Here is a 20,266-nt window from a genome sequence, read left to right on the forward strand (position 1 = left end):
CCGAGTACGCGAACCAGGGAACGAGGAGGATTTTTCGTGACGACCATTGAGAAGTCGGTCGATGTCGTGGCTCCGGTGCGCGCCGCCTACAACCAGTGGACGCAGTTCGAGTCGTTTCCGTCGTTCATGGAGGGCGTGGACCGGATCACGCAGGAGTCGCAGACCAGGACGCACTGGAAGACGACCATCGGCGGCGTGACCCGTGAGTTCGACGCCGAGATCACCGAGCAGCACCCGGACGAGCGAGTGGCGTGGCGGTCGGTCGACGGCCCGCAGCACGCCGGCGTGGTGACGTTCCACCGTCTCGACGACCGGACGACCCGCGTCCACCTGCAGATGGAGTACGAGCCGGAGTCGCTGACGGAGAAGGCGGGCTCGGCGCTCGGCGTCGTCGGCCACCGGATCCAGGGCGACCTGGACCGGTTCAAGGAGTTCATCGAGGGCCACGGCGAGACCGGCGGCTGGCGCGGCGACGTCGACCGCGCGCCGCAGCAGGGTGAGGTGCCCCCGCCCGGTACCGGCGGCATGAACCCGCTCTGATGCTCGAAAACTGCCACACCGCGGCGCACCGCGCCGCGGTGTGGCGCGTAGGTGGGCGGTCACCGGGTACGACTCCACCATGACCACACAGACGACCACGATTGCCAGGAACGACAACCTGCTCGGCGTGTACCTCAACGACCACCTCGCCGGTGCGACGGCCGGGGTCGAGCTGGCGAAGCGCCTCGCGGGCGCGTCCGACGACGAGGTCGACACGCCCGTGATGTCCCGCCTGGCGGGCGAGATCGCCGAGGACCGGGACGCGCTCATGGACGTGATATCCACTTTGGACATTCCCATCCGCCAGTACAAGGTCTGGCTCGGCTGGCTCGCGGAGAAGGGCGGCCGTCTCAAGCCGAACGGCCACGTGCTGTCCCGCTCGCCACTGTCCCGTGTGCTCGAACTGGAAATGCTCCGGCTCGGCATCGAGGGCAAGGCCGCGGTCTGGCGGACACTGCGCGCACGCGCCGCCACCGATCCCCGGCTGGAGACGGCCCGCTTCGACCGGCTGCTCCAACGTGCGGACGACCAGGCGACACAGGTCGAGCGGCTGCGCACGTCGGCGGTGACGGAGGTCTTCGGCGGCAGCGGGGAACCGGTCGCCTAGTCCGCGGAGAAGGCGCGGCCGACCCAGATCTCGGCCTCCTCGCGGGTGAGGTGCTCCGGCAGGTACGGGCCGGCGGCCACGACCACGCCGAGGTCGAACAGCAGGCGCGCGTGTTCCTCGGAGCGGACGCCGTGGGCGCCGACCTTGACGCCCAGCTCCTCGGCGCGCTCGACGAGCTGACGGACGTTGCGGCCGGCCCAGCGCGGCGGCCGGTCGACGCCGAGGTCCCTGACGAGCTGGCCGGTCAGCATGACGGCCGGTGCGGGCACCTGGTGGGCGGGCACCAGCTCCAGCTCCGGCAGGCCGGTGACGTTGAGGACGAACAGCACGCCGAGCCGGGCCAGGTGCCCGATCGAGTCGATGAGGTCGCCCCTGGGATCCAGCAGCGACTGCGCGTCGGCGCAGAGCATGACGTGCCTCGGGTCGAGTCCGTTGCGGTCCAGCTCGGCGCGGACCATGCCGACGAGGTCGCCGTCGATCGCCATGCGCCTGGGCAGGGTGAGGCACACCATCGGGGCGTCGGTACCGAACCTGGCCCGCCAGTCGGCACTCGTGGCGAGTGCCTCGGCGAGCAGGTACCTGCCGAGCGGCACGGTCATGCCGGTCGTCTCGGCGAGCGGGTAGAACTCCTCGGCGCGGAGGGTGCCCAGCGTGGGGTGCTCCCAGCACAGCGCCGCGTTCACCGAGGTCACGATCCGCGCGTCCGGCAGCACGACGTGCGGGTGGTACCGCACCGTCATCTCGCCGGTCTCCAGCGCGCCCGCGATGGCGCACGCGAGCCGGTACCGGTCGCGGTCGGCCCCGCCCACCTGCGGGTCGAACAGCACCCACTGGGCCTTGCCGAGGTCCTTCGCCCGGTGCAGGGCCACGTCGGCGGAGTGCATCACCTCGTCGTGGTCGGGGCCGGGTACGTCGGTGACCACGATGCCGATGCTGGCGCTCACCCCGATGCCGACGTCGTCGACGTACTGGGGGTCGGCCAGCTCCGCGAGGGTCTGCTCGGCCAGCTCGACGACGGAGGCCGGCGAGAGGTCGCCGCGCAGGGCCACGGCGAACTCGTCGCCGAACAGCCGCGCGACGAACCCGTCCGCGAACACGCCCCGCAGGGTCGCCGCCACCCCGCGCAGCACCTGGTCGGCCACCTCCGCGCCGAACCCGTCGTTGACGACCTTGAACCCGTCGATGTCCAGGTACAGCAGCGCGACGTGTTCCCGTACGCCGCCGGAGAGCATGGCCTCCAGCCTGGAGCGCAGGTGCGTGCCGTTGGGCAGGCCCGTCAGGGGGTCGTGCAGCCCCTGGTACTGGAACGTCTCGCGCAGCTGGTTGAGCTCGTACAGGTCCTCGAACATGAGGATCGGGTACGTGGCGTCGGTTCCGGGGAGCGCCGCGGCGGTCAGCCGGACCGGTCTGGCCTGGTTGCCTGCCGCGTTGATCCGCACCTGCTCCTGGACCCGGCGCTCGGGCGTCACCTGGGTGAGGGTGTTGCGCAGGACGGCCCGGTCGCGGTCGCCCGCGCCGAGTGCCTCCGCGTGCGTGCCGGTCACGTCACGCTCGTCGACGTCGGCCAGCTCGAGGAAGGCCGGGTTGACGGCGGCGACCAGGCCCGCGGTGCCGACGAGCACGACGGCGACGGGGCAGTGGTGGTAGAACGCGGCGAACCGGTCGTCGGCGTCGCGGCGGGAGCGTTCCCGGCCCGCGTCGATCTCGACCGAGATGCCGTGAATTACCGACTCCGCCTCGGGGGAGCCTGCGTCGGTGTCGCGTAAGGCCGCGGCCCACCGGCGTACCGAGTCCACCAACTGCGGTGCCACGTCAGCCTCCGGCACAAGCTACCTCGATCGTCGACCCACGCCCCCTGCAAAGAGGGCAAGCATAATCCACTCAGCTAATCGACTGGCGTTTATCACTCGATTGGGTGTTGCTCCGGGTAAATCCGTACCCATTGCCTGCATCAAAGTGATGTTGGGCTGCCCTATCGGGGGTTTCCCGCGCGGTCGCGCGGTACGCTATGGTCGGAACCGACGGCCGAGTCGCCGAGAACTTTCCATTAACTCATTCGGGTGAGACTGCCACTGTGGGTTGACCATGCTTTACTCACCTGAAATCTTTGAACCCGCTTCACGAACTATTCGGAACTCTCACTGTGCGTAGTCGGCATCAGGCGTTTCACCAATGGTCGGTTACGGAGAGTCCAAACCTAGTTGCTTGGTGAACAAGTAACAGGATCGAGAATCCCGGCGATCTGTCCACTGTCCGCGAAGTGGAGAAGAGGTCGACGCCCTCACGGGTGTCGCGTTCGAGAACGCGGATGGAAGGCAAAGGTATACGCATGAGAACCGTGACGAGGCCGGCGGGTCGGTATTCGACGCACACGATCTCCAGGGTGGCCTGGTCGGTCGTGCTGGGCCTCTGCCTCGTGGCGGCACTGGCGACCTGGCATGGCTCGCCGGCCGCGGCGATCTGGCCGCTGGTGGCGAGCGCGGTGGCCGTGACGCTGGTCCTGGTCGTCCGACGCGCACTGCGCAGGGCGTCGGCGAAGATCGACGACATTCTTCGCGAGGAACTCGACGAGGCCCCGCCGGTTTCCAGGAATCCCGCACGAATTCCGGTCGCGGTCAGTCGTCGTCGAGCGAGGTCGACCACAGCTCCTCTGTCAGGACGGCCGCCGCGATCGCGTTGAGCGGGCGGTCGTGGGCGTAGGCGTGGGCGCGCAGAAGCGCCAGCGCGTCGTTGGGGTCGATCTCGTGGCGGTTGGCGAGCAGCTTCGTGGCCGCGCTGATCGTCGTGTAGCGGTCCTGTTTGAGATTCACGTCGAGCGGGCCGTCGTTGAGCTCGATCAGCTTCGCGACGAACCCGACCATGACGGCGACATGGCGTAGTTCCCTGGATGTCAGCGCGCCCCCAGAGCGCCGGTAGAGGGTCAGCGCGCCGATGGTGTTCGCGTCGGTGTCGGTCACCGGGAACGCGAAGACCGCGGCGAGCGAACCGGCGACCGCCCCTTCCGAGAAGGCGGGCCACAGGTGCCGCCTCGCGCGGGTGTCCGGCACCAGCACCGCGAGCCCGGACCGGACGACCTCGACCCCGGGCCCCTCGCCGAGCGTGTGCTGGTAGTCCTCCAGCCGGTCGGCCCACTCGTCGGTGGCCATCACGACCCCGAACTCACCGCAGACGATCGTCACCGCGGCCGCGTCGACGTTCACGTGGTGGACGACGATCTCGCACGCGAGCCGGACGCGGTCCCAGACGTCGTCGTCCTCGCTTCCCCCGGCCACCAGCCGCCATAAGCCCGCGTTGCGTCGCTCGTCCATCGTCGCCTCCCGTGTGTAGCCCCGCGAGGGTGTTTCGGAGCCGGTCGGCAGGCGGATTGGTGACACTTCCTGTGGATCCTGACGCTCTCTTCCCGCAGGTCCGGACGTCGGCGACGGTGGGGGGTTGCTTTCGGGTGGCCCATCCCACGATCAGGCATCGCCGGAGGGGGGACGTGCATCTCCTCCTACAGCGCGATCGGCAGACCGTCGGTCGCCAGTCCGGGCGGGGGACCGCCCGGATGAGCGGAAGGGGAGATCTCGATGACGACGCGTACGACGATTCGCCGCACGCTCACCGCCGCCGCGCTCGCCGGTGCGGCAGGCGTAGCCGGGGTGGTGGCCGGGGGCACGGCCGACGCCGCAACGCCGGGTGACGGCTCGTCCGTCCTGCCGTGCACCTCGAACCAGTTCACGGCGCGGCTCGTGTACGGCGGCGCGGGGGCGGGCAACCGGTACGCCGCGATCCAGCTGACCGGCAAGGTGGGGGAGCGCTGCGCACTGCCCGGCAGGCTGCCCGTGACGCTGGTCGGCGCACGTGACGTGCTGATCGACAACGAGGCGCCCGACGACGCGCCAGGCGTGGCGCTGAGCAACGGCTCGTCCGCCTACGTCCAGCTGCACTGGACCGGCATCGAGGCGCCGGACGAGCAGGAGACGCCCAACGGGATCAGCGTGACCGCGCCCGCCGCGTCGAACCCGCACGGTGACCCGATCGACCCGTCGGTGACGCTGCCGTGGACGCTGGGCCCGGTCGACGCCGTGCCTGCGACCCACACGATCGACGTCGGTCCGCTGACGCGGGGCACCGCGCCGACCGAGTGACGCCGCCCGCGTCAGGCTCCCGCCGGTGGCAGGCGTAGGCCCGCGACGAGGACCTCGACCAGCCTGCGGGCGTCGTACTGGTCGTCGTTGCCGACGCAGAGGTTGCCGACGCCGCGCATCAGCTCGTGGGGCGCCAGGTCGGCGCGAATCTCACCCGCCGAGGCGGCGGCGTCGAGGAGCAGGCCGCACACGGGCACGAGGCGGGCGAGGAAGTAGGCGTGGAGGGTGTCGAAGGCGGGGTCGCCGGACTGCATGACGGCGGCGAGCCCGTGCTTGGTGACCAGGAAGTCGACGAACAGGTCGATCCACTGCCCGAGCGCGGCGTGCGGGCTCGTACCGGGGGCCAGCAGTGCGGGCCCCGCGTCGGCGCAGGCCTCCACCTGGTGGCGGTACACGGCGATGATGAGGTCCGCGCGGGTCGGGAAGTGGCGGTAGATCGTGCCCATGCCGACGCCCGCCCTGGCCGCGATGTCACGCACCGGCGCCTCGACGCCCGAGGTGACGAAGACCGCGGCGGCGGCGTCGAGCAGGGTCCTCTCGTTGCGCCGGGCATCGGCCCGCTTGGCCCTGGCCGGTTCGGTCACACGCCGCTCCCTCGCACGCTTGCTAAACGGAACGTTGCTCCATATCATTTACGGAGCAACGTTCCGTTTGCTCATGATGTCATGGGCGGCGGCGTGACGACCAGGCGGAGGACCATGTCCAGGACGAGTTTCGGCATCATGACCGCTCCCATGCAGGTGGCGTACGAGGACATCCTGCGCGTCTGGCGCGAGGCGGACGAGGTCCCTCGGATCGAGCACGCATGGGTGTTCGACCACCTGATGCCGATCGGCGGCGACCCGGCCGGCCCGATCCTCGAGGGCTGGACGCTGCTCTCGGCCCTCGCGGCCCACACCCGCAAGCTGCGGCTTGGCGTGATGGTGACCAGCAACCGGTTCCGCCCACCCGCGATGCTGGCCAGGATCGCGACGACGGTCGACATCGTCTCCGGTGGCCGTCTCGACTTCGGCATCGGCGCGGGTTCCCGCCCCAGCCACCCACTGGCCAGGCGCGAGTACGACGCACACGGGCTGCCGTACCACGACGCCGCGGACGCGGTGGCGGGTCTCGCCGAGGCGTGCACGGTGATCCGCCGGTTGTGGACGCAGGAGGAGCCGTTCGACTTCCACGGGGCGCACGTCGACGTCACGGGTGCGTACGGCAACCCCAAGCCGGTCCAGCGCCCACACCCCCCGATCCTGATCGGCGGGCGGTCGTCCCGGACGCTGCGGGTGGTCGCCGAGCACGCCGACGTGTGGAACATGCCGGGCGGTGAGCTGTCCGACGCCGTCGACCGCAGCGCCCTGCTGGACCGCTACTGCGCCGACATCGGCCGCGACCCGGCGTCGATCACCCGCTCGCTGTTCGTCCCCGTCTCCTACGACGACCCCGCGACCACCCGGAAGGCGGTCACCGCCGCGACCGGGGCCGGCTTCTCCCACCTCGTCTTCGGCCTCCCGTCACCCTTCCCCACGGGCGTGGCCCACTGGGTGGCCGACGAGCTGATCGGCGCGTCCGTCTAGCCGGGCCGGGTTCGGGGCGGACGTCTCGGTGCCGATCGTGCTCTGCCGGAACTCGAGGGCTTCCGGGTCCACCGCGTCCGACGAGTAGAACGTGATGTGCGCGTCGTACCGGAACGGCATCGACGCGGCGCCCAGATCGAGCACGCGTTCCGCCCATGTCGATCAACGCTTGGCGATATGGCTGGGGCGTCGCCTGGAGAATGCGCGGTGTTAGCGGTGCGTCCTCGTTCTGTCCACCGCGTACTGTGTGGCGCCCCGGAGTGCGGCGGCCTCCGTGTCCGCCGCGCGGACCACCGGCACGTCCGTGGCCAGCCCCCGGCGCAGTGGCGGCGACACCAGGTCCCACGCCGCGCTGATCCCGCCGCCCACCACCAGGATCGTCGCCTCGAAGGTGGTCAGCCACGGGGACAGGGCGGCGCCGAGCAGGTGGTACGTGCGGTCGACGACCGCCCGCGCCGCCGGGTCGCCCGCGCCGGCCGCCGCGAGTACGTCCGCCACCGTCGCTGGCGAGCCGCCCGCCGCTCGGCAGGCCGACACGACCGCCCGCCCGGACACCACGTCCTCCAGCGGCACACCGTCGATCCTCAGCAGGTCGGCCCGGCCCTCCGGTGGCACCTCGGTACCCGCCGTGACCGGCCGGCCGTCGGCCAGGAACGACGACCCGATGCCCGTCCCCAGCGTGACACCCACCGCCCTGGCGTGCCCCCGCGCCGAACCCCAGCGCCACTCGCCGAGCCCGAACGCCACCGCGTCGTTCACGAAACGCACCGGACCCCCGAGCCGTGCGCGCAACCCGGCACCCACGTCGACCCCGTTCAGCGCCGCGAACTTGCCGACCCCGGCGAACCGCCCCACCCCCGCCTCGTAGTCGAACGGCCCGGGAACGGCCACGCCCCACCCCCCGCCAGGGCACACCGACAACCCCGCCGACGCGATCGCCGCCAGCAACACCGGTGCCTGCGCGTCCCCGTCCAGTGACCGACGCACCCGGGGACCCACCTCGCCCGTCACCGGGTCCACCAATGCCGCCGTGACGTGCGAACCGCCGATCTCCAGCGCGGGCAGGCCCGTCATCCCCGCTCCGGGCGCGGGTAGTCGATCACCCGCGTCGGGATGATGACCTGCTGTCGTCCCACCTTGGTCACCCCGGTGTCCTCGATCCGCCCGAACAACAGCCTTGCCGCCTCGCGCCCGACGTCCGCCGCGTCGTAGGCCACCACCGACAGCGGCAGCTGCAACAGGTCCGCCAGCTCGATGTCGTCGAAACCCGCCAGCGCGACCGGGTTCGGGCTGTGCCGCAGGATCCGCAGCGCACCGACCGTGTTCCGGTTGTTCGCGGTGATCAACGCCGTCGGCGGCGCGGGCAGCGCGAGCATCCGCCTGGTCGCCTCCTCCGCCAGCGAGATGTCACCCCGGTGCCTGCTCACGTACTGCTCGTCCACCGCCAACCCCGCGTCCTCCATCGCGGCCGCGTAGCCCCGGTAGCGCTCCGAGCCCGTCCACAGCGACGCGGGCAGCCCCAGGAAGCCGATCCGCTCGTGCCCCCGCCCGATCAGCTGCCGACACGCCTCGTACGTGCCGTTGAAGTCGTCGACGAACACGCAGTCCACGTCGATCCCCCTCGGCGGGGTCGCGGCCAGCACCACCGGCGCGCCCTCCAGCCCGGCCGGGTCCAGGTGGCCGTGGTCGTTGCTCGCAGGCACCACGATCAGGCCTGCGATCCGCCTGCCTGCCATGTCCATGACCAGCTCGCGCTCCCGGTCCAGCTCGCCGTTCGTGCTGGCGACGAGCACCCCGACGCCGTGCCTGGTCGCCACCTCCTCCACCCCGACGGCCAGTTGTGAGTAGAACGGGTTCGCCAGGTTCGTGACCACCAGGCCGACCAGCTCGTGCGCGGAACCCGTCCGGAACTGCCGCGCCAGGTCGTTGCGCCGGTAGCCGAGCGCCTCCACCTCCGCGAGCACCCGCAGCCGCGTCGGCTCCGCGATGCCGCTGTCCCCCCGGATCGCACGCGACACCGTCATCGCGCTCACCCCCAGCCGGGCCGCGACGTCGCGCATCGTCACCCCGGACGGGCGGTCCGGCTTGGGTTTGGTCATGTCCGTGTCACGTTCGCCTTCACCACCCGTGCCGGACGTCCGCCGAGACCCCGCACCGTGTACCGGCCGACCGCGGCCGGTACGACGATCGTCTCGGCATAGCCCAGCTGATGTTCGTCCCCGTTCTCGGTAAGCAGTATCACGCGTTCGCCCTCGACCACGTTGAGAACGTGGAACCGGCCCGCCGTGTCCTGTTCGGCGGTCGCGCCCGGCTCGACACACAGTCGCAGCACCTCGAAGAACATCTCCGGCAGGGCGCCGATCAGCTCCTCGTGCCACCCCTCGCCGCCGCCGACGCGCCGGGGTTGCTGCACGAGCCGCTCGGACACCGCCGCGCCCGCCCGTTCGGGGTCGAGGTTGCGGAACGCGTGGTCGACGTGCACTGGCCGCTGGCGGTCCCCGCTGTCCCGGCGCAGCCAGTCGTAGAACCGCAGCGAGTACAGGTACGGCGTCGCGCTGACCTCCAGCACCACGTTGCCACGCCCGCTGCCGTGCGGAGTGCCCGCCGGGATGAGGAACAGCTGGTGCGGGGTCGCGGGGAAGGTCTGCACGAACCGTCCGATGTCGAACCCGACGGCCTCGGTGTTCGCGAGCCGGGCCGCCTTCTGGAACTCCGCGACGGACGCGCCGTCACGCAGGCCCAGGAACACCGTGTTCTCCTCGCTGCCGAGCATCAGGTAGTAGGTCTCGTGCTGGGTGTAGGGCCAGCCGAACACCTCCCGCATGTACGTCGACCTGGGGTGGCAGTGCACGGACAGGTTCCCGCCGTCCACGGTGTCGAGGTAGTCGAAGCGGATGGGGAACGACGTGCCGAACCGCTCGTGCACGTCCTGGCCGAGCACCTCCACCGGCGCGAGCGCCACGACCAGCTGGAACGGCACCTCGACGCCGACGTCCGGGGTCTCGCCGACCAGCACGCCGCTCTCCGGCGCGATCAGCTCGTAGCCGAGCGCGCTGTTCTCGGCATCGGGGTTGTGGCCGAGCGAGCGACGGCCCCACTGCCCGCCCCACGGCGTGGTGTTGAACGTCGGCCGGGTGCGGTGCGGCCGCCTGGCGAGGGCGGCGCAGGTGGCACGCAGCGAGGGCCCGTCGAGCCAGGTCGGGTTCTCCACCTCACGGGTGTCGAGCCACAGGTCGAACCGGTCCGCGAGTGCGTCCCGGTGCCGGTCGAGCAGAGGCCAGTCCACGTAGAACAGGCGCCGCGTGGTCGCCGGGACGTCGGCGGGCGCGAACAGGTTGCGGCCGGTGCCCGCGCCGACGGCCGCCTCGGCGAAGCGCTTCGGCAGGTCGGCCCACCACACCACGTCCGGGTCGCCCACGAGCGCGGCACCGGGGCCGACGAGCACCCGCACCCCTGACGCGACCGGCCCGGTGGGGAGCTTCGCGTGGTCCAGCAGGTCGGCCAGCGACCCGGACGCGAGGGCCTCGAAGTCCGGGTCGTCGGCGAGCGTCGCCGTCCTGGTGCGCCGCTCCACCTCGGCCCACGACAGGCCGGCCGTCCGCAGGTCGACGACGTCGACGGGCCCGGGCAGCGCCGCGACCACGGCCTTGGCCACGTGGTCCCAGTCGAGCACCGCGGGGCCGTCGATCGCGAGCACGCGTGCGTCGGCGGGCAGGGTCGCGAGCGCGGATGCCCAGCCGAGCCGGACCGCGCCGGTCACGGGCGGGTAGTAGGGCAGGGGGTCGTACGGGGACGAGGTCGACACGATGCGTGACTCTACCGACCGTTACCGATAACGCAAAGCCTATCTGTGAGTATTGCCTTCATTCACTGTTACCGATAACGTACGTCCACCTGGGACGGACAACGAGGTCGCGAGGTGGAGAGAACGCATGGATGATCACGAGCCCACGAAGGTGTCACGCCGGACCGTGCTCACCGCCTCACTGGCGAGCGCGACCGCCGCGTTCCTCGTGGCGAACGGCGGCCGGGCGCTCGCCGCACCCGCGACGACGACCCCCGGCAACGGTCTCACCGTCCGTCCGGCGAGCTTCGGCGCCGTGTTCGCGGGCACACGCGCGCGCTTCGACGTCACCACCGGCGCCGACTCCCTCGACTGGACCGTGCGCGACGTGTGGGGCGAGGTGACACGATCGGGCGAGTCGCGGGTCCGGAACGGACGTGCCACAGTGGACGTCGAAACCGGAAACGGTTACCACACACTGGAAGTCGTGGCGTCCCGCCACGGCGCGGAGGTCGCGCGTGACAGGAGCTCCTTCGCGGTGCTGGAGCCCTACCGCCTGCCGCACGACTCGCCGTTCGGCGCCAACACTCACCTGCCGCCGCTGGAGCTCCTGCCGCTGATGGTCACGCTCGGCATCACCTGGGCGCGCGTCGACCTGACGTGGACGGAGATCGAGCCGCCGCCGCTCGCGGGCTGGACCCCGGACGTCTTCCAGGCCGACGCCACGGTCGAGCTGGACCGGACCGTCGCGCACACCGGCCGCGCCTCGGCGAAGCTCGTCAACCGCACACCGATCGCCGACAACCACTACGCGACGGTCTCGCAGGCGCTGACGGTCCGCCCGAACACGACCTACGTGTTCTCCGCCTGGGTGCAGGGCCAGAACGTGCGGCCGAAGGCGCTCCAGTTCACGGTGCGCCCGGACTGGGGTTCGCGGGTCGACGCACCGAGCGGCACGTTCGGCTGGACGAAGGTCGTCTTCCGGTACACGACCGGCCCGGAGTCCGTGCTGACCTTCCGCCTGCTCTCGAGTGACGTGGTCGGCGCGGCCTGGCTGGACGACGTCAGCGTCACCGTCGAGGGCTCGGACGCCAACCTGCTCACCAACCCCGGCTTCGAGCGCGGCCTGGTCACCGGCTACAACTTCGACACGTTCACCCCGTACTTCAAAGCCTTGTCCCGCAACGGGATCAACCCGCTGCCGATCCTCGACTACGCGAACCCCAAGTACGACGGCGGCCTCACCCCCCACACCGACGCGGGCCGCGCGGCCTTCGCCGCCTACTCGACCGCGGCCATGAAGCGGTTCCGTGGTCAGGTCGGTGCCGTCGAGGTCTTCAACGAGTTCAACGCGGGCTGGTTCACGACCGGCCCGGCGAGCGGCGACCCGAAGTACTACGCGGCGCTGTTGGAGAGCACCTACAAGGCGGTCAAGGCCGTCGACCCGTCGATCGTGGTGGTCGGCGGCGTCACCTACGGCACCGCACTCGACTGGCTGAAGGCCGTGTTCGACGCGGGCGGCATGGCGCACCTGGACGTCGTGTCGAACCACCCGTACGTCGGCATCCCGGAGTCGCCGGACGCGATCGACGAGGCGGAACGCGAGGTCGCCGCGCTCGTCAGGCAGTACAACGGCGGCAGGGCGAAACCCGTGTGGGTTTCCGAGCTTGGCTGGTCGCTCGGCGACGGGCTCACCGCCGCCGGATACCTGGTCCGCGGCCTGGTGCTGAGCCTCGCGGGCGGCGTGGGGAAGTTCTTCTGGTACGACCTCGTCGGCGACCAGAACTTCGGGCTGCTCAACGAGATCGGCGCGGACACCTACACACCTCGGCCGGTGTACGCGGCCTACGCCGTCGCGATCCGCATGCTGACCGGTGCCACCCTGCGTGGTCAGGACGTCGCCGGTCCGCTCCGCCGCTACGTCTTCTCGGGCCGGGACGGGGACGTGGCCGTCCTGTGGAGCACCGACCCGCGCACGGCGGTGGCGCTGCCGACCGACCGGGCGCTCGACGTCGTGGACCTGACCGGCGCCGCCACCCGGCTCACCCCGCTCGACGGCAAGGTCCACCTGACCCTCACGGGTGCACCGGTGTACGTGCGCACGACCGCCCGGGCCACGCAGAACGGCCGGTTCGACGTGACCGCACCGCCGCTGGTCCGCACGTCCGACAGGACGGTCACGCTCACCTACGTCGTGGACAACAGCGGGGGAGCGGACGCCGCCGACGTCGTGTTCACCAGTCTCGGCAAGGACACCCGCGTCACCGCGCGGCGCGGCCAGCGGGTCGAGAAGGCGGCGGCCGTGCCGCTCACGTCCCTGGCCGCCGGGCGCAACACGATCGTCACCGCGGTCTCGGCGGGCAGGCACCAGGTGGGACGCCTGATGACCGCGGTCGTCGTGCTCGACGTGCCGGACGGCGCGCTCGCGACGGTCGGCGTGCCCGACTGGACCGACCACGAGCTGGCACTCGCACCCGGCTCCTACGCCGACTACCCCACCAGGTTCCCGAACGACGTCACCTTCACCGCGGGTGTCGACGACCCGGCGCAGGCGTGGTCCTACATCCAACCCGGCCCGGACGACGGCTGGGCGGGCAGCCGCGTGCACCGGTTCACGCTGGACTTCACCCTCGCGTCGGCACCCACCACCGACCTGCGGCTCGTCGTGTACCTGCTGGACACCCACAACACCGCGCCCGGCACGGTCGACGTGGCGCTCAACAGTGGCGCGGCCACGACCGTCACACTGCCCGGCGGCAGCGGGGCCGGCTACGCGAACGGGAGTGCCCTCGACTCGGGCGTGTCGCCGTCGCAGTTCACCGTGTCCCTGTCCGCCGCACACCTGAAGGCAGGCGCCAACACCGTCACGATCGACAAGACCAGCGGCTCGTGGCTCGTCTACGACGCCCTCGGCATCTACCCGGCGTAGCACCCCTCCCCCCGAAAGGTCTTTTCCGCCATGCGTATCCCCCGTTCGCTCGGCCTGGCAGCGGCCGTGCTCGCCGCCGCGGGCTCCCTGGCCGCGTGCGGCTCGGACTCCGGCTCCGGTGACGACACGCTGCACGTCGTCGGCTGGAAGGGCGGCGGCGCCGAGCCGGCCAACGTGGCCGAGATCAACGCCGCCTTCCAGAAGGCCAACCCGGACATCAAGCTCGACTTCAGCTACGTGCCGCCCAACGACGTCTACCTGCAGAAGGTGCAGTCGCAGCTGCTGGCGGGCGACGCGGCCGACGTGATCATGGTCGACCCGCAGAAGGTGCAGGCGTGGGGCAAGTCCGGCTACCTCGCCGACCTCGGACAGGAGAGCTGGGCCGGCGGGATCTCGCCGACGGTGAAGTCCTTCGTCAGCTACGAGGACAAGGTCCTCGCGTCACCGATGGAGCTGAGTCCGGTCGGTGTCTACGTGAACCTCGACATCCTCGCCAAGGCCGGGATCACGGCACCGCCGACCGACTTCCCTTCGTTGCTCGACGCGCTCGGCAAGCTCAAGGCGGCAGGCCAGCCCGGATACTCCTTCCCCGACGCGCAGGGCTACATGGCGGAGTTCGTGATGCTGATGTCCGCGGCGACCACCGTGTACCAGGACACCCCCGACTGGGACCAGCAGTTCATGAAGGGCAAGGTCACCTTCCCGAAGTCCTTCACCGAGCCGCTCGAGCAGATCGAGCAGCTCGGCAGGAACGGCTACGTGGACTTCCAGAACGCCGTCGGCACCGACGAGACCACGACCGGCCAGCCCGACTTCATCGCCGGCAAGTCGGCGTTCTACGCGGGTGGCTCCTGGCTCGCGGCCGCGATGAAGAAGGCGTCGTTCAAGCTGGCTTTCATCCCGTGGCCCGGTGGCGAAGCCGGTAGCAAGCCGAGCGCGATGTTCTTCCCCGGCACCATGTGGGCGGTCAACGCACGCGGCGAGCAGCAGGACGCTGCGAAGAGGTACGTCGACTTCTGGTCGAAGTCGGCGAACCTGGCGCCGTTCCTGTCCGCGGAGGCGGCGATCAGCCCGTTCGGCGGCGCCGGCGCGGACAGTGACCCGCTGCTCGCGACCATGGTCGAGGCCTATGCAGACAAGCGCTTCGCGTTGTTCCCGGCGAACACGTGGAACCTGGCCGAGCCGGAGACCAAGATCCGGTCGCTCCTGCAGAACTTCCTGCTGGGCAAGGCTTCCGTCTCGGATACCCTGAACGGGATCCAGGACGCGGCGAAGCCGGCCGGCTCCTAGGCCAGAACGGAAGGCACACCTCTTGTTCCGCCGACGCGGTCGATACACGGCGATCCTGTTCCTGGCGCCCGCCCTGATCGTCTACGGGTTGTTCGTGCTGTACCCGTTGGTACGCGGCGTGTTGCTGAGCTTCACGGACAACATGGGCGGCCCGGTCAGCAACTTCGTGGGGCTCGACCAGTACGAGTCCCTGCTACAGGACTCGACCGCGCTGGCGGCACTCGGCCACACCGTGATCTACGCGGCGGTCGTGCTCGTGGTGCAGACGACCCTCGGGCTCTTCGCGGCGTCGGTGCTCGCGCACCGGCGCCGCGTCCGGCGTCCGGTCAGCAGCCTGCTGTTGCTGCCCGCGCTCATCTCCCCGGTGATGGCGTCGTTCATCTGGTCCTACCTCTACCGGCCGGACGGCGGCATCAACAACCTGCTCGGCGCCGTCGGTCTGCAGGCACTGCAACGGATCTGGCTGGGTGACACGTCGATCGCGCTGTACGCCATCGCGGTCGTGAACATCTGGATGTTCGTCGGCTATTCGTGCGTTATCTTCCTGGCGGGCTACGCGGGCATCCCGCAGGAGCTGCTGGACGCGGCACGAATCGACGGCGCGAACCGGTGGCAGCGGTTCTGGCGCGTGGAGTGGCCGATGCTGGCGCCCGCCCTGACGGTCAACGTGACGCTGAGCCTGATCGGGTCGCTCGGCGTGTTCGACTTCCCGCTGGTGCTGACCAACGGGGGACCGGTCGACTCGACGAACACCCTCGCGCTGCTGATCTACCGGGATCTGTTCAACAACAGCGATTTCGCGATGGGAGCGGCGACGGCGGTGCTGCTGCTGGTGCTCGTGGTGGTGGTGTCGACGGCGGCGAGCGTGCTGCTGCGGCGACGGGAGCGTGCGCTGTGACCCGACTCCGGGGCCGGTTCCTCGACACGCTGATCGTGCTGGCGGCGATCGCGTTCATCTCGCCGTTCCTGTTCACCCTGCTGGCGTCGTTCCGCACCTCGGGCGACCTGGCGCGTGCCCCGCTCAGCCTGCCGCACGAGCTGACGCTCGACAACTACGTCACGGCCGTCAACCAGATCCACTACCTGCGCAGCGCGCTCAACACCGTGTTCCTGACGGTGGCGTCGTGTGTTGCGGTGTCGATCATCGGGTCGATGGCCGCCTACCCGCTCGGCCGGATGACCTCACACCTCAGCTCGCTCGTGTACCGGTTGTTCGTGATCGGCCTGACCGTCCCGGTGTTCGTCCTCATCGCGCCGCTCTACCTGCTGTTGCGCGATCTCGACCTGCTCGACACCCACCTCGGGCTGATCATCATCTACACGGCGCTGAACCTCCCGGTGGCGGTCTTCTTCTACACCAGCTTCGTCCGCCAGATCCCGGAGGATCTCGAGGAGGCCGCGGCGCTCGACGGCTGCGGTCCGTTCAGGACGTTCTTCCTCATCGTGTTCCCGCTCATGCGACCGGTCACGGGCACGCTGCTGACGTTCGTGTCACTGCAGGTGTGGAACAACCTGGTGGTACCGCTGGTGTTCCTGCAGGATCCGGACAAGAGCACGGTGATGGCCAACGCCTACTCGTTCGCCGACCCGCACACGCTCCAGCCGACACAGCTCTTCCCGGCGGCGCTGCTCGGCGCGCTGCCGCTGTTCCTGCTGTTCGTGATCTTCCAGCGGCAGGTCGTCTCGGGCATGACGCAAGGAGCGGTGAAGTGAGGGTTCTCGTCACGGGCGCGGCAGGCGTCATCGGCAGCGCCACGGTCCGCCACCTGACCGCGGCGGACGTCCCGGTGGTGGCGCTGCCCGGGGACGCGACGGACGAGGCCGGGGTCGGTGCGGCACTGGCGGACTGCGACGCGGTCGTGCACCTGGCCGCGCTGGCACACCCGTCGCTGGGCACGCCGCGGCGGGTGTTCACCAACAACGTGGTGGCCACCTTCACCGTGCTGGCGCAGGCCGCGGAGCACGGCGTGCGCCGCGTCGTGCTGGCCAGCAGCGTGAACGCACCCGGCGTCGCCATGAACCCGCACCTGCCGCTGCCCGCGTACTTCCCACTGGACGAGGACCTGCCCGTGGACATCGCCGACGCGTACTCGCTGTCCAAACAGGTCGACGAGACGTCGGCGGCGATGGCGGCCCGTGCGTGGGGGATGACCGTTGTCGCACTGCGCTTCCCGCTCGTCAGGTCCCGTGCGGAGCTGGCGGGTTTCGCCGAGAAGGCGGCGGCGAACCCGGCCGAGGCGATGCGCACCGGCTGGTCGTACCTGACCGTGGACGACGCGGCCCGCGCGATCATGGCCGCACTGACCGCCCCGCTGACGGGCGCGCACGTCGTGGGCCTGAGCGCGGCCGACACGCTCCTCGACGTGCCGACGCGGGAGCTGCTCGACAGGTACGCTCCTGATGTCCACTGTCGACAGTCGGTCACCGGCACCGCGCCACTGGTCGACACCACCCGTGCGAGGGAACTGCTCGGCTTCGTCCCACGCGAGTCGATCCACGTCGAGGAGCCCTGATGCGGATCACCGCCGTCGAGACGTTCGTGCTGACCAACCGGCACGCGCTCGTGAAGGTGTCCACCGACGAGGGCGTGTCCGGCTGGGGCGAGTGCACGCTGGAGAACTGGGTCCGCACGGTCACGGCCGCGGTCGAGCGCATGACGGAGCACCTGCTGGGGGCGGATCCCCTGCACATCACCGCGTTGTGGCAGACCCTCGCACGAGGCGGCTACTACCGTGGCGGTCCGGTGCTGTCGTCCGCGGTGGCCGGCATCGACCAGGCGCTGTGGGACATCAAGGGCCGCTGGCACGACGTGCCGGTCCACGAGCTGCTGGGCGGTCCGACCCGCGACACCGCCCGGATCTACGCCCACGCGAACAGACCTGGGGCGACCGGCGACCCGGTGCGGGCGGCGGAACACGTGGCCGCGGGGCTCGACCTGATCAAGGTGGCGCCACAGAGCCGGATCGAGTTCCTGGAGTCCCCGGACCGGCTGGTGGCCGACCTGGCCGCGGTCCGCGAGGCGGTGGGCGGCGGCGTGGACATCGCGGTGGACCTGCACGGCCGCTGCTCGGTGCCGCAGTCGCGGCGGCTGCTGCCGCTGTTGGCGCCGTTGGGGATCGCGTTCGCGGAGGAGCCGCTGCGTCCGGAGCACAGCGATCTCGTCGGCACACTGGTCGACTGCTCGCCGGTGCCCATCGCGACCGGCGAGCGCCTGTACTCGCGCACGGACTTCCGCCGCGTGCTGGAGGCGGGGGTCGCGCTGGTGCAGCCGGACGTCAGCCACGCGGGTGGGATCACCGAGTGCTTCCGCATAGCGACCCAGGCGGAGACCTATGACGCGCGGATCGCCCCGCACTCGCCGATCGGCCCGGTGGCGCTGGCCGCGTGTCTGCAGCTGGCGTTCGCGGTGCCGAACTTCTACGCGCAGGAACAGTCGCTGAACCTGCACCTGGGTCCGTCCGACAGCACGGCCGTCCTCGACGACCCGAGCCCACTGACCCCGGTCGACGGCCACATCCCCCGTCTGACCGGCCCCGGCCTCGGCATCACCGTCGACGAGGACGCCGTCCGCGCGGCGGTCGACCACGGCCCTCTCACACCGGGCTCCCCGACCTGGCACCACCCGGACGGCAGCTTCGCCGAGTGGTGAGGACGAGTGCCGCACAGTGGTCCCTCGCTCAGCGGACCCGGGAGCGTCGCCGGCGAATGCACTGAAGGACGCCTTCCTGACGCCCAGCGTTACGAAGGCGTCCTTCAGTGCGGTTGGCGGCGCTTAGGGGCCGCCGAACGTCACGACCAGATGGCCGTCCGAGGCGAAGGACCAGCGCAGGGCGCCACTGTAGGAGGAGCAGCGGGAACCGTTGGTACCGGACCAGAACTGGTTGGAGCTGTCCGAGTTCCCCACGATCCGGTCGTTCGTGCCGCTGCCGCTGCGGCAGGAGGTGTTGTTCCGGAACACCGAGGTGCCGCCGTCGAAGGAGTAGTTGCGTTCACCGTTGTCGATGCTCACGTTGTCGGACACGGTCATCGTGCCGAGGTTGCGGTTGTAGGTGAACCCGTGCTTTCCGTTGTGGTAGGCGATGTTGCGCCGCACGGTGTGGTTGACCGAGATGTCCTCGCCACCCAGCTTGTAGCCGTTGCGGTCGCCGTTGCCGGCCTGCGAGCCGTCGGTGAGGGTGCCGTTGTTGTAGGACAGCGAGTCCTCGACGACCACCGGGTCGATCGGGCCGGTGTCGGACTTCGTGTACAGGTCGTAGCCGTCGTCGATGTTGTTGTGGGACACGGTGTAGCGGAACACGTTGCCCGCGCCGACCGTGAGCTTCGGTGCGAAGCCGTCGGCGTCCTCGCCGTCGGAGTCGGCGTTGTCGTGTGACTCCGTGCTCAGGATCAGGTTGTTGGCAGGCCACTGCGAACGCGGGGTGTCCGACGCGATCCGCGAGAGCTGCAGACCCGAGTCGCGGTTGAAGCGGGTCACCACGCGCTCGATGATGTTGTTGCTGCCGCCGACGAAGATCCCGTTGTCGCCCGCCCGCTGTACGACGAGGCCGTACACATGCCAGTACGCGCCGTTGACCGCGAGCCCCCGGGCCGCCGTGTCCTCGGACTGCGCCGAGAAGTTCAGCACCGGCGTCTCACCGGGGTAGGCGGAGAGCTTCTTGCGTGCGCTCGACGTGCCGTTGTTGCCCGCCGCGATCGTCACCGTCTGCGAGAAGTTGTAGGTGCCGCCCCGCGCGTAGATCGTCCCGCCCGCCGCGATGCGGGTGATCGCCGAGGTGAGCGTCGTCGGGGCCGACTCCGTGCCCGCCGCGCTGTCGCTGCCGTTCGGCGCCACGTACAGGGTGGTGCCGGTCGGCGGCGGTGTCGTGCCGTCCGTGGTCACGTCGAGGTAGTCGAGGTTCGCGAGGCCGCCCGAGGCGGTCGGGTTCAGCCGCACGGTGTTGCTGCCCGCGTTCAGGGTGACGGTCAGCGTCTTGGTGACCCACGTGTCCCACGCACCGGTGCCCTCGAACGACAGCGACTGCGTCGTCGCGCCGTTGACGACCAGGCTGGTGGCACGCGCGGACGTGGTGCCGTTGGCGAACCGCACCGCCAGCGTCGCGGTGCCCGCGGCCGGTGCGGTGACCGTGAACTGGGCGTACGCGCCGGTCGCGTTGGTGCCGTTGCAGAAACCGGAGCCGGAGAACCCGGTCCAGTCGCTGTCGATGGTTCCGGTGCAGACCGCCGGGCTGGACTCGGCCTCGTAGCGGGTCGTCGCGGCGGCCGCGGCGTCGGGGACCAGCACGCCGAGCCCGACCGCCAGGACGGCGCCCGCGAGGAGAGGCGTCAATCTCATCAGCTACCTCCAGAGTGCGCGAAGAACGCGCGGCAGCCCACAGTGGACCGGGCGTCGGCGAAAGGCCGAACCACTCGGCAGGGGTGTGT

The 20,266-nt window shown here is 70.5% G+C and carries 18 protein-coding genes; 10 read left to right on the plus strand and 8 right to left on the minus strand.

Annotated features, from left to right (window positions below; genetic code table 11):
- The first annotated feature begins 36 nt into the window (after window positions 1–36).
- Both CLV71_RS02495 and CLV71_RS02500 read left to right on the plus strand, forming a co-directional pair.
- Window positions 37–540: an SRPBCC family protein gene (locus tag CLV71_RS02495; RefSeq protein WP_133900878.1), complete on the plus strand. Its 504-nt coding sequence runs from the start codon at window positions 37–39 to the stop codon at window positions 538–540.
- Between the two features lie 79 nt (window positions 541–619).
- Window positions 620–1,147, plus strand: coding sequence for a hypothetical protein (locus tag CLV71_RS02500; RefSeq protein WP_133900879.1), 528 nt, complete (start codon window positions 620–622; stop codon window positions 1,145–1,147).
- Here the strand turns inward: CLV71_RS02500 and CLV71_RS02505 are convergent.
- The 3 genes from CLV71_RS02505 to CLV71_RS02515 all read right to left on the minus strand — a co-directional run bounded on the left by CLV71_RS02505 (window position 1,144) and on the right by CLV71_RS02515 (window position 4,455).
- Entirely contained in the window at window positions 1,144–2,958 is a 1,815-nt protein-coding gene (locus CLV71_RS02505) for a diguanylate cyclase domain-containing protein (protein WP_166663887.1), read from the minus strand. The genes CLV71_RS02500 and CLV71_RS02505 overlap by 4 nt on opposite strands.
- Before the next feature lie 355 nt (window positions 2,959–3,313).
- The gene (locus tag CLV71_RS02510) at window positions 3,314–3,790 is read right to left on the minus strand and encodes a hypothetical protein (RefSeq protein WP_133900881.1); all 477 of its coding nucleotides are present in this window, start codon (window positions 3,788–3,790) and stop codon (window positions 3,314–3,316) included.
- The gene (locus CLV71_RS02515; RefSeq protein ID WP_133900882.1) at window positions 3,763–4,455 is read right to left on the minus strand and encodes a GAF domain-containing protein; all 693 of its coding nucleotides are present in this window, start codon (window positions 4,453–4,455) and stop codon (window positions 3,763–3,765) included. Before CLV71_RS02515 ends, CLV71_RS02510 begins: the two co-directional genes overlap by 28 nt.
- Before the next feature lie 261 nt (window positions 4,456–4,716).
- Here CLV71_RS02515 and CLV71_RS02520 point away from each other — a divergent pair, with 261 nt between their 5' ends.
- Window positions 4,717–5,277: a DUF4232 domain-containing protein gene (locus CLV71_RS02520; RefSeq protein ID WP_133900883.1), complete on the plus strand. Its 561-nt coding sequence runs from the start codon at window positions 4,717–4,719 to the stop codon at window positions 5,275–5,277.
- Window positions 5,278–5,288: 11 nt separating this feature from the next.
- Here CLV71_RS02520 and CLV71_RS02525 read toward each other — a convergent pair whose 3' ends face one another.
- Window positions 5,289–5,861 carry a TetR/AcrR family transcriptional regulator gene (locus CLV71_RS02525; RefSeq protein ID WP_243866186.1) on the minus strand — a complete coding sequence of 191 codons (573 nt, stop codon included), beginning with the start codon at window positions 5,859–5,861 and terminating at the stop codon, window positions 5,289–5,291.
- A 114-nt stretch (window positions 5,862–5,975) separates the two neighbouring features.
- On the opposite strand from CLV71_RS02525, the gene CLV71_RS02530 reads away from it, so the two are divergent.
- Window positions 5,976–6,842 carry an LLM class flavin-dependent oxidoreductase gene (locus tag CLV71_RS02530; protein ID WP_133900885.1) on the plus strand — a complete coding sequence of 289 codons (867 nt, stop codon included), beginning with the start codon at window positions 5,976–5,978 and terminating at the stop codon, window positions 6,840–6,842.
- A 210-nt stretch (window positions 6,843–7,052) separates the two neighbouring features.
- On the opposite strand, the gene CLV71_RS02535 is transcribed toward CLV71_RS02530, so the two are convergent.
- From CLV71_RS02535 to CLV71_RS02545, 3 genes are read right to left on the minus strand one after another with little or no spacing between them, the layout of a single operon-like run.
- A complete protein-coding gene (locus CLV71_RS02535) occupies window positions 7,053–7,916 on the minus strand; it encodes an ROK family protein (protein ID WP_133900886.1) in 864 nt (287 codons plus the stop codon).
- Window positions 7,913–8,941 carry a LacI family DNA-binding transcriptional regulator gene (locus tag CLV71_RS02540; protein WP_133900887.1) on the minus strand — a complete coding sequence of 343 codons (1,029 nt, stop codon included), beginning with the start codon at window positions 8,939–8,941 and terminating at the stop codon, window positions 7,913–7,915. The genes CLV71_RS02535 and CLV71_RS02540 overlap by 4 nt, the downstream gene beginning before the upstream one ends.
- Window positions 8,938–10,647, minus strand: a complete 1,710-nt coding sequence (locus CLV71_RS02545; protein WP_133900888.1) for a class I mannose-6-phosphate isomerase — start codon at window positions 10,645–10,647, stop codon at window positions 8,938–8,940. The genes CLV71_RS02540 and CLV71_RS02545 overlap by 4 nt, the downstream gene beginning before the upstream one ends.
- A 127-nt stretch (window positions 10,648–10,774) precedes the next feature.
- Here CLV71_RS02545 and CLV71_RS02550 point away from each other — a divergent pair, with 127 nt between their 5' ends.
- From CLV71_RS02550 to dgoD, 6 genes are read left to right on the plus strand one after another with little or no spacing between them, the layout of a single operon-like run.
- The gene (locus CLV71_RS02550; RefSeq protein ID WP_133900889.1) at window positions 10,775–13,555 is read left to right on the plus strand and encodes a polysaccharide lyase family protein; all 2,781 of its coding nucleotides are present in this window, start codon (window positions 10,775–10,777) and stop codon (window positions 13,553–13,555) included.
- Window positions 13,556–13,585: 30 nt separating this feature from the next.
- A complete protein-coding gene (locus tag CLV71_RS02555) occupies window positions 13,586–14,845 on the plus strand; it encodes an ABC transporter substrate-binding protein (protein WP_133900890.1) in 1,260 nt (419 codons plus the stop codon).
- Window positions 14,846–14,867: 22 nt separating this feature from the next.
- The gene (locus CLV71_RS02560) at window positions 14,868–15,743 is read left to right on the plus strand and encodes a carbohydrate ABC transporter permease (RefSeq protein ID WP_133900891.1); all 876 of its coding nucleotides are present in this window, start codon (window positions 14,868–14,870) and stop codon (window positions 15,741–15,743) included.
- Window positions 15,740–16,558 carry a carbohydrate ABC transporter permease gene (locus tag CLV71_RS02565; protein WP_133900892.1) on the plus strand — a complete coding sequence of 273 codons (819 nt, stop codon included), beginning with the start codon at window positions 15,740–15,742 and terminating at the stop codon, window positions 16,556–16,558. Before CLV71_RS02560 ends, CLV71_RS02565 begins: the two co-directional genes overlap by 4 nt.
- Complete coding sequence (locus tag CLV71_RS02570; RefSeq protein ID WP_133900893.1) at window positions 16,555–17,358, plus strand: NAD-dependent epimerase/dehydratase family protein; 804 nt, start codon at window positions 16,555–16,557, stop codon at window positions 17,356–17,358. Before CLV71_RS02565 ends, CLV71_RS02570 begins: the two co-directional genes overlap by 4 nt.
- Window positions 17,358–18,494: a galactonate dehydratase gene (dgoD, locus tag CLV71_RS02575; protein ID WP_133900894.1), complete on the plus strand. Its 1,137-nt coding sequence runs from the start codon at window positions 17,358–17,360 to the stop codon at window positions 18,492–18,494. Before CLV71_RS02570 ends, dgoD begins: the two co-directional genes overlap by 1 nt.
- A gap of 123 nt (window positions 18,495–18,617) precedes the next feature.
- On the opposite strand, the gene CLV71_RS02580 is transcribed toward dgoD, so the two are convergent.
- Window positions 18,618–20,177 carry a carbohydrate-binding protein gene (locus CLV71_RS02580; RefSeq protein WP_133900895.1) on the minus strand — a complete coding sequence of 520 codons (1,560 nt, stop codon included), beginning with the start codon at window positions 20,175–20,177 and terminating at the stop codon, window positions 18,618–18,620.
- Between the last annotated feature and the right edge of the window lie 89 nt (window positions 20,178–20,266).

The sequence above is a fragment of the Actinophytocola oryzae genome (assembly GCF_004364325.1).
GTDB classification, from domain to species: domain Bacteria; phylum Actinomycetota; class Actinomycetes; order Mycobacteriales; family Pseudonocardiaceae; genus Actinophytocola; species Actinophytocola oryzae.

What these genes read in the sequence shown, in the direction of transcription:
- CLV71_RS02500 (WP_133900879.1), top strand. Translation starts at nt 620, where the DNA reads ATGACCACACAGACGACCACGATTGCCAGGAACGACAACCTGCTCGGC.
- CLV71_RS02515 (WP_133900882.1), bottom strand. Translation starts at nt 4,455, where the DNA reads ATGGACGAGCGACGCAACGCGGGCTTATGGCGGCTGGTGGCCGGGGGA.
- CLV71_RS02520 (WP_133900883.1), top strand. Translation starts at nt 4,717, where the DNA reads ATGACGACGCGTACGACGATTCGCCGCACGCTCACCGCCGCCGCGCTC.
- CLV71_RS02530 (WP_133900885.1), top strand. Translation starts at nt 5,976, where the DNA reads ATGTCCAGGACGAGTTTCGGCATCATGACCGCTCCCATGCAGGTGGCG.
- CLV71_RS02535 (WP_133900886.1), bottom strand. Translation starts at nt 7,916, where the DNA reads ATGACGGGCCTGCCCGCGCTGGAGATCGGCGGTTCGCACGTCACGGCG.
- CLV71_RS02540 (WP_133900887.1), bottom strand. Translation starts at nt 8,941, where the DNA reads ATGACCAAACCCAAGCCGGACCGCCCGTCCGGGGTGACGATGCGCGAC.
- CLV71_RS02550 (WP_133900889.1), top strand. Translation starts at nt 10,775, where the DNA reads ATGGATGATCACGAGCCCACGAAGGTGTCACGCCGGACCGTGCTCACC.
- CLV71_RS02555 (WP_133900890.1), top strand. Translation starts at nt 13,586, where the DNA reads ATGCGTATCCCCCGTTCGCTCGGCCTGGCAGCGGCCGTGCTCGCCGCC.
- dgoD (WP_133900894.1), top strand. Translation starts at nt 17,358, where the DNA reads ATGCGGATCACCGCCGTCGAGACGTTCGTGCTGACCAACCGGCACGCG.
- CLV71_RS02580 (WP_133900895.1), bottom strand. Translation starts at nt 20,177, where the DNA reads ATGAGATTGACGCCTCTCCTCGCGGGCGCCGTCCTGGCGGTCGGGCTC.